The sequence below is a fragment of the Rohdeia mirabilis genome, from assembly GCA_007750655.1.
Taxonomy (GTDB): Bacteria; Planctomycetota; UBA1135; order UBA1135.
Genome location: CP036290.1, coordinates 814,751 through 829,742, shown reverse-complemented (window position 1 = coordinate 829,742; position 14,992 = coordinate 814,751). Strand labels below are relative to the sequence as shown.

Here is a 14,992-nt window from a genome sequence, read left to right as displayed (position 1 = left end):
CGTGCGTCAGCGGCGGAACGTTCGGGCCGAACGGGCGTGATCCCCGTCGCTCAACGCCGCACGCGCTCACGCAGGACGCGCGGCGTCGCGACGCCCTGGGCCCGCAGCGCCGGCTCGAAGAAGAAATCGCGCTCGCCGAACGCCGGTCGCAGCTGGTCGAACCACGTGGCGTGCGCGTCGAACGAGGCGAAGAACGGGCGGCCGACCCACTCGGGATCGCGCGCCTGGAGGAAGCGCAGGGCGAAGACCTTCTCGCCGGCGACTTCGACGACGCCGTCGATCGCGACCTTGCCGGGCACGCACGACATCGACGGTCCGCGGGCGGTCCGCGCGAGTCCCGAACAGCGGCGAATCGCCTCGTTGTAGATCGCGTGGGCGCGCGCGAGCGGCAGCTCGAAGTACGCGCGCGCGCCCGTGTCGCGCTCGACGAACAGGTAGTAGGGAACGATGCCCATCCGCACCTGTTCGGTCCAGGTGCGCGCCCACGTGGCGGCGTCGTCGTTGACGTGACGCAGCAGTGGCGCCTGGCTGCGGATCACGGCGCCGGCGTCGCGCAGACGGCGCACGGCCTCGCGCGCGAGCGGATGGTCGAGCTCCTGCCAGTGCCCCACGTGCGCCATGATCGCCACGTGCTTGCCGCCGGCGACCAGGCGCTCGATCAAGCGCAGCAGTGCGTCCGCGTCGGGATCGCTGACGAAGCGCGCCGGCCAGAACGTCAGCGCTTTCGTTCCGATGCGCACGGTCTGGACGTGCGCGAGTTCGGGCGCGAGCAGCGGCTCGAGAGAGCGCGCGAGGACCTCGGTGCGCACGATCGCCGGATCGCCGCCCGTGACCAGCACGTCCGAGACCTCGGGATGCTCGGCCAGGTAGCGCACCAGCCGCGTCCCGTCGCTCTCCGCCATGCGCAGCTCCGAGTCGCCGACGAACTGCGCCCACCGGAAGCAGAACGTGCAGTAGGCGTGACAGGTCTGGCCGGCGGCCGGGAAGAACAGCACCGTCTCGCGGTACTTGTGCTGGAGACCGTCCACGCGGCGCCCCTCGAAGGTCGGACGGTTCTGATCGAGCTGGCCGGCCGGGTGCGGATTGAGCTCGGCGCGGATCCCGTCGGCCACCCGTCGAATCTCGGCCTTCGACGCCGCGCTCGGAGTTCCGCCGTCCGACTCGTCGACCCGCCACAGCGCCTCCGCCATGCGCTCGAAGTGTGCGTCGGACAGCATGCCGCGCTGCGGGAACACGAGCTGGAAGACCGGGTCGTCGGGCGCATCCTCCCAACGGATCAGCTCGTCCACCACGTGCCGGTTCACGCGGAAGGGCAGGACGTTCGCCACCACGCGCATGTCGAAACGGAGTGCGGGATCGAGCTGGCGCAGCGGCTCGATCTCGTCGAGTCGACTGGCGCCGATGGCGCGGTAGCGGTGCGGAGAGCGATCGGTCATCGAGGGGGTGGGCGCACGTTCGAGCGGGGCGCGGACACGGGCCTCGATGCGGTGCGCGGCGCATTCTACCGCCCTTGGGCGCACGCCCCGACGCGCTGTCGAATCTCTCACCGCAGTCCCGTGCAACCGGCGTCGTGGCGCGACGCGCTGCACCTTGCGACTGGAACTGGGGGGCGGAACGGGACGGGCCCCGGTGGATCGCTCCACCGGGGCCCGTCGCGCGGTCGCTTCCGAAGAGGCCCGATCAGTGCCCGGCGGGCAGCGGCATGATGTTCCAGGTCAGGTACAGACCGTCGGTGACGTCGCACAGCTTGCGCGGGATCCAGCGGCTGCGTTCGGCCTCCCAGGCGAAGGCCTGCACCTGCAGTTCGGTGTCGCTACCGGCGATGACCTCTTCGATGCCGTCGCCGTCGATGTCGGCGAGCACCATGGCGTGCTCGAAGCCGCTCGAGCGGAATCCGCCGGCCACCTTGCGACGCGTCCACTCGCCCGCGCCGTCGCGGTCGAAGCTGTAGATGCCGTCGCGCGACGTGGCGGCCACGATCTGCTGCTTGCCGTCGCCGTCGATGTCGCCCACGTCGAGGAAGCGGCACATGGCACCCTTCAGGTCCATGACCTGGGCGCGCGTCACCTTGCCGGAGGCGTCGAACGTGTAGGAGTTCAGGTAGCCGGGGTAGTCCGACGTGAAGTCGCGGCGCAGCTCCTTGGCCTCGAGCGCGGCGTAGATCTCGACGCGACCGTCGCCGTCCATGTCCACCGCCAGGATCTCCTTGGCGTGCGACGCGGGATCGTCCTCGACGACGCTCTGCACGTACTGGCCGTCGACGTAGTCGAAGCGGTCGATGCGGCCGGCCTGGTCCTCGCCATTGAACATGTTCGGCTCGGAGGGCGTGGTGAAGAACTCGAGCGCCGGATCGTCGTCGGCCTGGCCGATCTCGACCTCGTGCACGAAGATGGGCTCATCGGTGGACGCCACGCGCGTCGCGACCATGCCGCCCTCGGTCTGCTCCAGCACGTACACGCCACCGCGGTTGTGGGTCACGATCACGAGCTCGTCCTGCCCGTCGCCGTCCACGTCACCGACCTCGATGTCGCGCAGGCGTTGTTCGTCGTCGCCGACGACCTCGGTCCACAGCACTTCGCTCTTCCAGCTCGTGCCGTCCTTGCGCCAGATCTTCAGCATCGGCGCGTTGCCCGAGATCGTCAGGATCCCCGGCTCGCCGAACGCCGGCTCGAACCACATGGCCTTGTGCATCGCGTTGCCGGAACGCAGCTCGTAGTCCTTGAGGTTCGGACCGTCCTCGCCCGTCTTGAAGTCCTTCTTCGTCTGCCAGGTCACGTCCTCGAGCGTGATGCCCTCCCAGGGCTCGACGCTCCATCCGTCGCGCTCGGCCACGAGCTTCAGCGGTGTGTCGATCGGCGCGACTGCGGGGTCGATCGAGCGCCAGACCGTGGTCCCGTCCTCCAGCTCGCCCAGCCACAGCTGCGCCGGACCCGTGGGCCCGTCGATGCGCTCCTGGGTCCAGCTCTCCCCTTCCGCGCCGGGGCGCAGGATCACGAAGTAGCAGGGGGCCGCGGCGGACCCCGAGCGCGACGCGATGAGACCCGCGACGGGCTCGACGGGGCGCGATGTGGCTGCCCCGTTCGAGCAGCTCGTCATGAGGGCGGTGGAGCCGAGGACCGCCGTGCAGAGGAGCGCGGCGGGCAAGGTCTGGCGAATGGGTCGGTTCATGTCGTCGTGGATCCCGCGGACGCGCGGGAGGCGTAGCGCTCCAAGGGGGCGCCGGTCGTGTGGGGCGGGAGAGAAGGCCCTTGGATGGAGCCTATCCCGCCGGATCGGGTTGCTGGGCGGCCCAGTCGCGCGGAACGAGGAAGTACTCGGTGAGACGCGCCTCGGGGCTGCCGGGTTCGGGTCGGTGGTCGTACTCCCAGCGCGCCAGCGGCGGCATCGAGGCCAGGACGGACTCGGTGCGCGTGCCGGCCTGGAGTCCGAACTTCGTGCCGCGGTCGTGGACCAGGTTGAACTCCACGTAGCGCCCGCGACGGAGCAGTTGGAAGCTGCGTTCGCGGTCGCCGTAGGGAGTGTGGAGGCGGCGCTCGAGGATGGGGACGATCGCCTCGACGTACGCGTCGCCGACGGCGCTGTGGAAGGCGAACGAGCGCTCGAAGCCGAGCTCGGCGAAGTCGTCGTAGAAGATCCCGCCGATGCCACGGGGTTCGCCCCGGTGCGGCAGCTGGAAGTACGCGTCGCACTCGCGCTTGAAGCGCGGGTAGAGGCCCGGGTCGAAGCGGTCGCAGGCGGCCTTCGCGGTGCGGTGCCAGTGCACGCAGTCCTCGTCGAAGCCGTAGATCGGCGTCAGGTCGAAGCCGCCGCCGAACCACCAGACGTCCTGGGCGCCCGCGTCCGACTCGGGGGCCCGGGCCACGAAGATGCGCGTGTTCGCGTGGGAGGTGGGCGCGTACGGATTGCGCGGGTGGACGATCAGGGAGACCGACACGGCCTCGAACGAGCGCCCGGCCAGTTCGGGCCTGCGATCCGTGGCGGCCGCGGGCAGGGCCTTGCCGACCGTGTGGGAGAAGTTGACGGCCGCCTTCTCGACGTGCTCGCCGCCCTCCAGCACGCGCGGGCGCGAGAGGCCGCCGTTCTCGCGCGCGATCTCGTCGCGGCGGAAGCGAGCGTCGCCGTCGAGGCGCTCGATGGCCGCGCAGATGCGGTCCTGGAGCCCCTCGAGCTGGGCGATCACGGACGGGGTGTCGACGTGGCCGCCGGGGCTCGCGCCACTCGGAGCGGACGTCGGTTCCTGATCGGGCTGCATGGCGCGAACAAGGTAGTCCCCCCGAGCAGCGACCCCAGTCGCAGCTCGGGAAATGCGGTCCAGCGTGGGAGCTGCGAGTCCGCGGGCACGCGCGCGTCGAATCCGCCCGCGGCGAGGCCCCACAGGGACGCGCCGACCGGCATCGCCCCCGAGCACGGGGCGCTCCGACTACCCACTTCGCGCCGACCGTGGTTGGATGAAGGGACCGTTCACGGCCATGCCCCCCATCTCGACCCTTCCCGCCCTCCACCCAGTCGCTGGTCCCGCTGCCCCCCGGGCGGCCGGAGCCGCGGCGCGACGGGTCGTGGCAGGCGTCGCCTTCGGAGCGCTCCTGGCAGGGAGCGCGCTGGCCCAGAACCTCGAGCCCCGCGTCCGGGTGGACGTCGCCCCCGGACAGAGCGGCGCGGCGGGCGCTCCGTCGATCTCCCTGTCGACCGACAGCGCCTGCGTCGCCTGGTCGAGCTTCGACGTCACCAACGGTGGCGAGGTCTGGACCTCGCGCTCGAACGGGCGCGCGGTCGTGTGGGAACCGCCGGTGCGCGTCGACACCGACACCTTCGGCGCGGTCAAGATCACGAACTCGGGCTCGGTCGTGCGGGTCGGTTCGAACGTCTACGTGTTCTGGCTCGATGCGCGCACGGGGACGATGTACGACGACGTGTGGATGAACATGTCGACGGACGGCGGACAGACGTTCTCGCCGCAGGATCGACAGATCTCCGACGGGTACGGTGGCGGCGTCGAGGTGCGCGACTTCCGCGTCGCGGCGCGACCGGGCGCGACGGGTGACGTGCTGCACGTCGCCATGCGCGTCGCACCGTCGGGGCTCGTCGACGAAGAGCTGTGGATCGTGCGCTCGCTCGACGGCGGACAGACCTGGCAGACACCGACGCGCATCGCTGGCGACACGACCGCGGGCCTCGACGTGGACCAGTTCGACCTGGCCGTCGAAGGCGCGAACCTGCACCTGGTCTGGGAGGACGACAGCACGAACGGCCTCGGTCGCTACAGCCCGTACCACGTTCGCAGCACCGATGGCGGGGCGACGTTCCGGACGCCGACTCGACTCGACGTGACCGACCCGACGGACAGCGGCAACTGCGACGCTCCGGGCGAGCACGGGCTGCGGGTTCGCGTCGCCGGTCAACAGGTCGCGATCGCCTGGGTCGAGGAGCGCACGCATCCGACCAACGAAGAGGCGCGCATCACCTGGTCCCTCGACGGCGGCGCGAGCTTCGCCAGCGACGTGCGCGTGGGCGGAGGCGATCCGAACATGGTCGACGTGGACTACATCGACCTGTGCCTGGTCGGCTCGAAGATCCTCGTCGCGCTGACCGACAACCGCACGACGCTGGGTGCGTTCGACCACCTGTACCTGTGGCGCCGCGAACTGGCCGGAGGAACGCCGACCGAGGTCCAACTCAGTGGCAGCGGCGGGGCCACGTTCCCCCGCTTCGCCGGCGACGACGAGCAGGTGGCCGTGGTGTGGCAGTCGGACGAGACGCGGCAGTCGCTGGAGTCGCGCGTGTCGGAGAACTACGGCGCGACCTGGCTGCCGATCACCACCCTCGAGGGCGACACGGCCTCGCGCGACGTGGACAACGCGACCGCCGCGTTCGACCCCGGCTACGACAACCTCGTCGCGCCCTACCTGCTCGACTCGGGACCCGGCGGACAGAACCGCGTGTTCGTGAACGGGGTGCGCCCCCCCACCATCCACCCGCTCGGCTTCTCCCCCTCGGCGCCGCTCATCGGCTTCCGCGGCGAGAACCTGGTCGAGGACGACGACATCCTCTTCCTCGTGCTGGTGTCGCTGACGCAGACCGAAGGGTCGTTCCTCCTGCCGGACCAGCGCGACACGGGTCTGGCGTTCGACTCGTTCATGAACGCGGGCTTCGCGCTGCTGCCGTCCTTGATCGGGCCGGTCCAGTCGAACGGCGTGGCGAACACGCCGCTCCTGATCAACACGCTGCCGCCTGGCCTGCAGTTCCAGGCGGTCGGCCTGACGCTCGACATCTTCGGCGCGACCCAGCGCTTGACGGACGTCGCGACGGTCACCGTCGCGCCCTGAGACGCGGGCCTCAGCGCGCGCGCTCGACCGCGCGTTCCAGCGCCTGCTGCGGAACCTTCGGCCGCAGGACGATCTCGCCCGCGAACGGATCGAGTTCGACCCGTTCCGGGGGATCGGTCGCGAACGTGCGACCGCGATCGCGGCGTCCCTTGCGTGCGACCGAGTAGCGCACGACGTAGGTCCCCGGCCCGGCCGAGGCGAAGCGCCCGCGGCCGCGCGCGTCGATCTGCGCCGTGGTCCGAGCACCGCTCCACCCCACCGGTTCGATCGTGACGCTGAGCTGGTACAGCTCGGGATCGGGGACCAGCGACTCGTCGATGCGCACCGTGACGTCGAGCGGCGGATCGAAGGTCAGGTCGCCGCTGCGCGAGACACCGGAGAACAGGGTCGGAGCGACGCCGCGCGTGATCGCGTGGACGTCGATGATGTCGGCGTCGGCCACGATCGACAGGCGGCCGTCGCGCCCCATCTGCGCCTGGTTCCAGGCGTCGTCGCCGACGACCTGCCAACGCACGTTCGCCCACTGGACGACGTCGCCGTCCGGCTGCAGGAAGCGCAGGTCGAAGACGCGCAGGACGCCGGTCAGGTCGATCGGATCCAAGCGTTCGTCGCGCGTGGTGGCACCGGCCTCGACCTCGACGCCGCCGAGGGCGAAGAGCACCTCGGGCAGGTCGGCGTAGACCACGTAGACGGTGTAGCTGCCCGGAACGATGCGGCTCAGCTCGAACTCACCGTTGCCGCGCCGCGGACTCGTCCGGGCGACGGCGTCGCGCGCGAGCAGTTCGAGGTCGTCCATGCGCGGCGTCCCGGCGACCGCGCGCACGGTGAATCGTCGCGCGTCCACGCCGTCCGGCACCCGCAGCGAACCGGCGATGCGACCGGCGCCGATCAGCTCGAGCACCAGACCCTGGGCGCCCGCGGCGAACGGCACGATCTCGCCGCGCACGTGGTCGCGCGACGAGGCTCGCACGCCGAGCGGAGTCCCGGGCGTCCACGACACGATGCGGAAGAAGCCGTCCTGACCGGTGCGATCCTCGAGGTCCTCGATGCGGTTCCAACGCGGACGCCCTTCGTCGTCGACGGTCTGGAGGAAGAGCGTGATCGAGGCGTCCTCGATCGGCGTGCCGAGTTCGTCCACGACCTGCCCCGCGATCAGCGTCGGCGGCGGCGAGAGGATCACGCGCCCCACGTCGTTGTCGCCGGGCAGCAGCGGGCCAGTGAGCTCGAAGATCGCCGCGCGTTCCGAGTCGTCCACGCCCTCCGCGATCGTGCGCACACGACCCTCGTAGGTCAGCTCGCCGTTGCGCCAGTCGTCGGGCAGGTCGACGCGCAGAACGCCGCTCGCGTCGGTCGTCACGGCCCGTTCGCCGGTGTCGCGATCGCGTCCTCGGCGGTCGTTCTGGCCGGGCGTCCCGGTGGCCTGTCGCAAGCGGTAGAGGACGCGCTGGTCGACGAGCCCTTCCCCCGTCTCGTCGACGAGGCGCGCCACGAGCACGGGGTGGCTGGGAACGAGCACGAAGCGCACCTCGCCCTCGATGTCCGGAACGGGCGGCGCCAGGGTGTCCAGGTCGTAGTCCGCGCTCGATCCTTCGCGCTGGAACTCGATCCGCAGCGGCACGGCGGGTTCGAGGTGCGGGACCACCACGGAAGCCGTGCCGTCGACGCGCATCTCGAACGGCAGCCGCGAGCGCGAGCCCTCGGCCGAGACGGTCAGGGTGCCGCGGCCGGAGAACGGGTCGCCGTTCGCCTCGACGAGCTCGATGCGCAGGCTCGCCGTCGGACCGAGAACCAGTTCGATCGGCTCCTCGGGCAGCGCGTTCGGGTCGATCAGCACGGTGGGCGGCTCGAACAGCGGAACCGCCAGGGACGCGCGCCACTCGGAGTCGTTGCGCCCGAGCTGGAAGAGGTCGGAGGGGTTCAGCAACTCGGCCAGACCGTCCTCGCCCGTCTCGACGACGCGCGTCGAACGGATGCGACCGCGACGGGTCTCGTACAGACCGACCGGAACGCCGACGCGCGGCTCGCCGCCCGATCCGACGACGCGCACGAGCAGCCGCACGTCGGGCTCGAGCACGATCGTGACCTCGCCCTGGCCGGCGTTCACCCGCGCCGAGCCCCAGGCGCCGCCCGCGCGTGCTCCGACCAGACCGGCGCGCTCGAACGACGCCACGCGCACGCGCCCTTCGTCGTCGGTGCGCTCGCGCGAGCCGTTGCGCTCGAGGAACGCCTCGGCCGCGAGGCCGGCCCCCATCTCGTACAGCGTGCGCTCGAGTTCGGCGGCGCGCGGCTCGAACAGGTAGACGTCGGCGGCGAGCGCGGGGCCACCGTCCGCCGTGATCACGCGCACCACGAGCTCGTCGCTGGTGCCCTCTTCGGCCTCGCTCGCCTCCTCGTCGTCCCCGAACAGCGCGACGCGGTCGCCGTCCTCGTCCTCGACGTCGAACTCGTCCGCGTCCGGGTCCCCCATCAGGTCGACGGGGCCGAGCGGGCCGCTCTCCTCGAGCGCTTCCGCGTCGGCCTCGATCCGCGCGAACTCACCGCCGTCGTCACCGCAACCGACCAGCAGCAGGGCCGCCGCGGCGAGTCCGAGCAACGCGCGGGCCAGTGTGGGTCGGGAGCTCGGATCGGCGATCATCGGAAGCAGCTTGGGGTCGACGGAGAGCGGGCGCGGTGCCGGCCGAGGGGCTTCGGCGTCCGCTCCCCGGCGGATCCGGCCGATGGCGCCGCTCGACCCACTCTAGCGGACCCCGGCGCGCGACCCGGGAAGGGCCGGTGGACGGTGGCCACGGCGGCGGGAACGGAGCTCGACAGCACCCCAGTGGACCGTCGCCGCCGCCGCGACCTCAGCGCGACAGCACGTAGACCTCGCCCGCATAGCCCACCGCCACCAGCTCGTCGCCGGGGCGGTCGGGGCGCACGTCGCCGGACACCAGGTGGTGCAGGGCCTGGCCGGTGTCGGCGAGGACGATCGCGGAGCCGGGCTCGGTGGCGTCGAGTGGGATCAACGAGATGCGCCCCTCGTAGCCGGATGTGGCCACGTGCTGGGCCGCACCGCCGTCCTCGAGCGCGACGAAGGCGGCCCCGCGCAGCTTGCTGGGTTCGTCGTGGACGACACCGATCACGAGCGTCGGAGCCTTCCACTGACCGACGTAGAGGTTGGACCTGAGCAACTCGCCCGAGTCCGAGGCGGTGGCCACCGAATAGGTGTGCGCGCCGGAAGAGCCGAAGTCGGACCACGCCGCCGGTCGCGCGAGCCCGCTCTCGTGCTTCAGCAGCACGCTCGGACGCAGGCCCTGGTCGGACCACGCCGTCTGGACGAGCTCGCCCGTCGAACAGGCGATCAGCGCGCCGTCCCCGTCGCGCAGCGCACACGCGCCCTTGGCCGGACCCGGCAGCGCACCTGCGTCCGTGTGCGTCACGTGCACGACGGCGTCCTCGTCCACGTCGATCCGGAAGAGGTGCAGGCGCATGTCGAACCCGCTCGTGAGTCCTTCGAGACCGTCGTGCGTCGGGTCGAGATCCGCGATCACCGCGGCGTGCTGGAGCGCGTCCGGCACGAGGATCCGGCGCCCCTCCCAGCCGCGGTCGCGATGCCGCGTGCCGAGCCACACCGCGCCCGGACCGCCCGAGTCCTCGTCGCCCTCGGCCATGCCCACGGCGAGGATCTCGTCGCCGGGGTGACTGGCGATCAGGTCACCGACCGCGACCTGGATCAGTTCGCCCGACGCCTGGAACGCGACTTCGCTGCGCCAGCGGTCCTTCTCGCGCCAGATGACGATCACGCGACCGTCCACGCAGACCGTGACGATCTCGAGGCCGGGGTGTTCGGGCATCACGTCGCCCAGTGCGGCGCCACCGAGCTTCGCGCCCGCGGCGTGTGCGACCTCGAGCACGGTGGGCTGCGGCTCGAACACCGGTGCGGGGCTCGAGCAGGACGCGGCGACCAGGGCGACCAGGGCGAGGAGGGCGGCGAACGCGTGCGAACGGTGGATCGGCATGGTGGCGCGGGGACGTGGGTCCGAGTGGGATCGGCGGGCCGAGTATGCCGGGACCCGTCCGCGGCGTCGGTGCGCGGCGTCGAAGGGTCCCGCGCGGAGGTCGCCGATGCTGGTTCGAGACGCGCCGGCCGACGCCGAGGTGATCGGCAGCGAGGCCGTGCCGCCGATCCGGCAGCCACGGCTCGGCCGCCCCACCCGCTGGCACGCGCCGTCCGCACCGACTCCCGTGCGTGGAGGCGAGGAAGTCGCCCGCGGTGTGGGACCCGGCGCGGCGGTCGGCTACCGTCTTCCGCTCGCCACCCGGCCCAGCGCCCTCACGCCTCACTCCCGCCGTTCGTTGTCGATCAATCGCGTCGCCGTCGTCGAGTCCCGTCTCGACCTCCTGCTGGAGACCTCCGCCGCCGCGGCTCGCGCGCTCGCGCCCGACGAGCGCCTCGCGCCCGGTCGCGGACCCACCGCGCGGCAGGCCGTCGCTCTGTTCGAGGACCAGGTCGCGAGCCGCGCGCTCGACGTGGCCGCGCGCGACCTCAAGCGGAGCGGCGCGAGCTTCTACACGATCTCGAGCGCCGGCCACGAGCAGAACGGCGTGCTGGGGACGCTGCTGCGCACCAACGATCCGTGCTTCCTGCACTACCGCTCGGGCGCGTTCATGATGGCGCGTCTGCGACAGGTGCCGGACGCGACGCCGATCTTCGACACGGCGCTCTCGTTGTGCGCGTCGTCCGAGGACCCGGTCAGCGGCGGGCGGCACAAGGTCTGGGGTTCGAACGCGGCCTGGATCCCGCCGCAGACCTCGACGATCGCCAGTCATCTGCCGAAAGCGCTCGGCACCGCGTTCGCGCTGGCCCGCACGCGCGCGACCGGCATCGAGCCCACCGTTCCGCGCGACGGCATCGTGGCCTGCAGCTTCGGCGACGCGAGCGCGAACCACGCCACGGCGCTCGCCGGCGTCAATTCGGCGCGGTACTCGTTCCGCAAGGGCAACCCGACGCCGATCCTGTTCGTGTGCGAGGACAACCGCATCGGCATCTCGGTCGAGACGCCGCGCACGTGGATCCGCGACCACTTCGGACACCTCGAGCACCTGCGCTACGTGCCGGCCGAGGGCGACCTGATCGAGGTCTGGGACGCGATCGACCGCGCCGTGCGCACCTGCCGCAACCTGCGCGCACCGGTCTTCCTGCACCTGCACACGGTGCGGTTGTGGGGCCACGCGGGATCGGACGTGGAGACGACGTACCGCTCGCTCGAGGAGATCGAAGCGATCGAGGACCAGGACCCGATCCTGGCCAACGCGAAGACGCTGATCGAGACCGGCGCGGCGACGCCCGAGGCTCTGCGCGCGCTCGTGCGCGACGTGCGCGCTCGCGTGCGCGCCGCCGCGGCCGAGGCCTCCGGTCGCCCCAAACTCGACAGCCGCGCCGACGTGATCGCGCCGCTCGCGCCGCACCGCCCCGACGCCGTGCGCGCGGCCCACGCGGTCGCGGACGACGCGCGCCGCACCGAGGTGTTCGGTCGGACGCTGCCGGAAGCGCGCGCGTCGGCCACGCAGCACACCATGGCGGCGCACATCAACGCCGCGCTGATCGACGTGTTCGCCGCGCGGCGCGAGACGATCGCGTTCGGCGAGGACGTCGGCAAGAAGGGCGGCGTGTACGGCGTCACGAAGGACCTGCAGAAGACCTTCGGCCAGACGCGCGTGTTCGACACGCTGCTGGACGAGACGACGATCCTCGGACTGGCGCAGGGCGCGGCCCATCTCGGTCTGTTGCCCGTGCCGGAGATCCAGTACCTGGCCTACCTGCACAACGCGATCGACCAGTTGCGCGGCGAGGCCTGCTCGCTGTCGTTCTTCTCGAACGGCGCGTACACGAACCCGATGGTGGTGCGCATCGCCGGCCTCGCGTACCAGAAGGGCTTCGGCGGCCACTTCCACAACGACAACTCGATCGGTGCGGTGCGCGAGATTCCGGGCATCCGCATCGCCGTGCCCGCGCGCGGTGACGACGCGGCGCGGATGTTGCGCGGCTCGATCGCGATGGCGAAGGCCGACGGCAACGTGGTCGTGTTCCTCGAACCGATCGCGCTCTACCACGAACGCGATCTGTACGCGGACGGCGACGGGAAGTGGTTGACCGACTACCCGGACCCGAGCGAGATCCTGCTGCCCGGCGAGGTCGGTGTGTACGGCGAGAAGGCGACGGATCTGTTGATCGTCAGCTACGCGAACGGACTGCGCCTGAGTCTGCGGGCCGCGCGCGTGCTCGAGCGCGACCACGGCATCCGAGCGCGCGTCGTCGACGTGCGCTGGCTCGCGCCGCTGCCGCACGAAGCGATCACAGAGCACGCCAAGGACTGTCGCCGCGTGCTGGTCGTCGACGAGTGCCGCGCGACCGGCGCCGGCATCGCGGACGCGGTCGTCGCGCGTCTGGCCGAATCACGCTACGCGGGCCCGATCGCTTCGGTGCGCGCCGCGGACACCTACGTCCCGCTGGGCCCGGCCACGCGCCACGTGCTGGTGACCGAGGAGCAGATCGTGGACGGCGCCGTGGAGCTGTGCCGGTGAGTGCTGCGACGAAGGACCCTGCGAGCACACGCAGCGCGGCGTTGGGTCGTGGAGAGGCGAAGATGACGTGGCAACGCACCCGAGCAGTGGCTCGCACGGTGGTCGAGAACGCCGTGATCGAGGGCGCCGTGGTCGAGGGCACTGTGGTCGAGAACGCCGTGATCGGTGCCGCGTTGCCGAGCACCCGACCGATGAGGAGCACCCGATGAGCGCGACGACGAACCAACCGATGCGCCTCGCGATCGTGTGCCCCGGACGCGGGTCCTACGTCGAAAGTTCGATGCGCACGCTGCCCGCGGACCACCCGTGGGTGCGCGAGGCCGAGGAACTGCGCCGCGAGCTGGACCTGCCGAGCCTGGTCGAACTCGACACGGCCGAGCGCTTCAGCGGCGCGCTGCACCTGCGCCCCGCCAACGTCTCGCCGCTGATCTACCTGATCTCGATGCTGGACGCGGCCGCCGCGCGCGAACGCGGTGAGGTCGTCGTCGTGGCCGGCAACTCGATGGGCTGGTACACGGCGCTGGCCGTCACGGGCGCGCTGTCGTTCGCGGACGGCCTGCGGCTCGTGCAAGTCATGTCGCTGCTCCAGGAAGAGGTGCGAGGCGGCGGGCAGTTGCTCTACCCGGTCGTGGACGAGCAGTGGCGCGCGGATCCCGCCGCGCGCGCGCGGGTGCTCGAGGCGCTCGCGTCGTCGGACGGCCACGCGCTGTTGTCGATCGACCTGGGCGGGTACCTCGTGCTGGCCGGCGACGACGAAGGCGTGCGGCACCTCAAGCGCGCGCTGCCCCCGCTCGAGCTGGGCCGCATGCGCTACCCGCTGCAGCTGATGCAACACGGGCCGTACCACACGCCCTTCGTGTCGAGCGTGTCCGACGCGGCCCGCGAGCGGCTGGCGGACCTCGAGTTCAGGCGCCCGAACGCGACGCTCGTCGACGGGGCCGGCCGGCGCCACAGTCCGTGGTCGGCGGACACGCAGGTCCTGCGCGACTACACCTTCGGCGCCCAGGTGACCGAGCCCTACGACCTGGCCGCGTCGCTGCACGTCCTCTTGCGCGAGTTCGCGCCCGACCGTCTGGTGCTGCCGGGTCCGGGCAACACGCTGGGCGGGATCGTAGCCCAGGCGCTGATCGCCGAGGGCTGGCGCGGGGTGCACGACCGCGCGGCGTTCATGGCGGCCCAGGACGCGCCCGAGCCGTTCGTGGATTCGATGCGGCGCTGAGCGGGTGGCGGCGGGTGGGCCGCGGCGTCGATCGCGGACCCCGGCGGTGCTCCGGGGTCGGGCCGGACGGCGCGGACCAGCCGGCGACGCGTCGCGGGCGTGGAGCGTGCGAGCGCGACGTTCGAGCGCGACGTTCGAGCGCGACGTTCGAGCGCGACGTTCGAGTGCGGCGTTCGAGCGCGGCGTTCGAGTGCGGCGTTCGAGCGCGACGTTCGAGCGCGGCGTGCAAGTGCGTCGTGCGAGCGCGACGTTCGAGTGCGGCGTGCGAGTGCGTCGTGCAAGTGCGTCGCGCAAGTGCGGCGTTCGAGTGCGGCGTTCGAGTGCATCGTGCGAGTGGAGCGTGCGAGCGCGACGTTCGAGTGCGGCGTGCGAGCGCGGCGTGCAAGTGCGTCGTGCGAGCGCGACGTTCGAGTGCGGCGTGCGAGCGCGGCGTTCGAGCGCGTCGTTCGAGCGCGGCGCGAGCCGGAGCGTCGACACTCTTCGGTCGCGTTCGAGCGACGCAGATCGGCGCGGCGGGTGGAGTGACGGGCGACGTCGCGAGGCCGAGTGCCGATGCGCCGCAGCGTGGCTCGGAGCGCCGAAGTCGAGCGCGGCCCGACTGGACGCCGCTGGACGGACCCGGCGCGCTCCCCCCGCTCGAACGAGCCGAGACCACCGGCAACAGCCCGGGGACCGTCGCCGCCCGGGTCCAGCAGGGGTACCGACCGAACGCCTCCCCGAACGGGCCGAGCGGGGGATACTCGGAGGCCTCCCCGTCCACGGCCAGCCGCTGCCGATCGACGCCCGACGGGCGTCCCACAGCCGGCCCCACGGCCGGTGCGCCCCGCTCTGGGCCCCATACCGGCCCACACCCGGTGCTCCCCCGTCCCACCACGGAAACCGGCGC

At 71.9% G+C, this 14,992-nt stretch carries 8 protein-coding genes; 3 read left to right on the top strand and 5 right to left on the bottom strand.

From position 1 onward, the window contains the following. Positions 1 to 50: 50 nt before the first annotated feature. From Pla163_RS03045 to hemF, 3 genes are all read right to left on the bottom strand, one after another. Positions 51 to 1,436: a KamA family radical SAM protein gene (locus Pla163_RS03045; RefSeq protein WP_145183375.1), complete on the bottom strand. Its 1,386-nt coding sequence runs from the start codon at positions 1,434 to 1,436 to the stop codon at positions 51 to 53. Positions 1,437 to 1,680: 244 nt separating this feature from the next. Next, entirely contained in the window at positions 1,681 to 3,168 is a 1,488-nt protein-coding gene (locus Pla163_RS03040) for an FG-GAP repeat domain-containing protein (protein ID WP_145183373.1), read from the bottom strand. Between the two features lie 91 nt (positions 3,169 to 3,259). Then, on the bottom strand, positions 3,260 to 4,252 hold the full coding sequence (gene hemF / locus Pla163_RS03035; protein WP_145183371.1) for an oxygen-dependent coproporphyrinogen oxidase: 993 nt from the start codon (positions 4,250 to 4,252) through the stop codon (positions 3,260 to 3,262). Between the two features lie 304 nt (positions 4,253 to 4,556). Between hemF and Pla163_RS03030 the strand changes: the two genes are divergently transcribed. After that, a complete protein-coding gene (locus Pla163_RS03030; protein ID WP_145183368.1) occupies positions 4,557 to 6,323 on the top strand; it encodes a sialidase family protein in 1,767 nt (588 codons plus the stop codon). A gap of 10 nt (positions 6,324 to 6,333) precedes the next feature. Here the strand turns inward: Pla163_RS03030 and Pla163_RS03025 are convergent, their stop codons facing one another. Both Pla163_RS03025 and Pla163_RS03020 read right to left on the bottom strand, forming a co-directional pair. Further along, positions 6,334 to 8,958 carry a hypothetical protein gene (locus Pla163_RS03025; RefSeq protein ID WP_145183365.1) on the bottom strand — a complete coding sequence of 875 codons (2,625 nt, stop codon included), beginning with the start codon at positions 8,956 to 8,958 and terminating at the stop codon, positions 6,334 to 6,336. Positions 8,959 to 9,166: 208 nt separating this feature from the next. Next, positions 9,167 to 10,321 (bottom strand): hypothetical protein, encoded by a 1,155-nt coding sequence (locus Pla163_RS03020; RefSeq protein ID WP_419186260.1) that lies wholly within the window; start codon positions 10,319 to 10,321, stop codon positions 9,167 to 9,169. Positions 10,322 to 10,658: 337 nt separating this feature from the next. Between Pla163_RS03020 and Pla163_RS03015 the strand changes: the two genes are divergently transcribed. Continuing rightward, positions 10,659 to 12,887, top strand: a complete 2,229-nt coding sequence (locus tag Pla163_RS03015) for a thiamine pyrophosphate-dependent enzyme (RefSeq protein WP_419186259.1) — start codon at positions 10,659 to 10,661, stop codon at positions 12,885 to 12,887. Between the two features lie 205 nt (positions 12,888 to 13,092). After that, the gene (locus Pla163_RS03010; protein ID WP_145183354.1) at positions 13,093 to 14,106 is read left to right on the top strand and encodes an ACP S-malonyltransferase; all 1,014 of its coding nucleotides are present in this window, start codon (positions 13,093 to 13,095) and stop codon (positions 14,104 to 14,106) included. Positions 14,107 to 14,992: the final 886 nt, after the last annotated feature.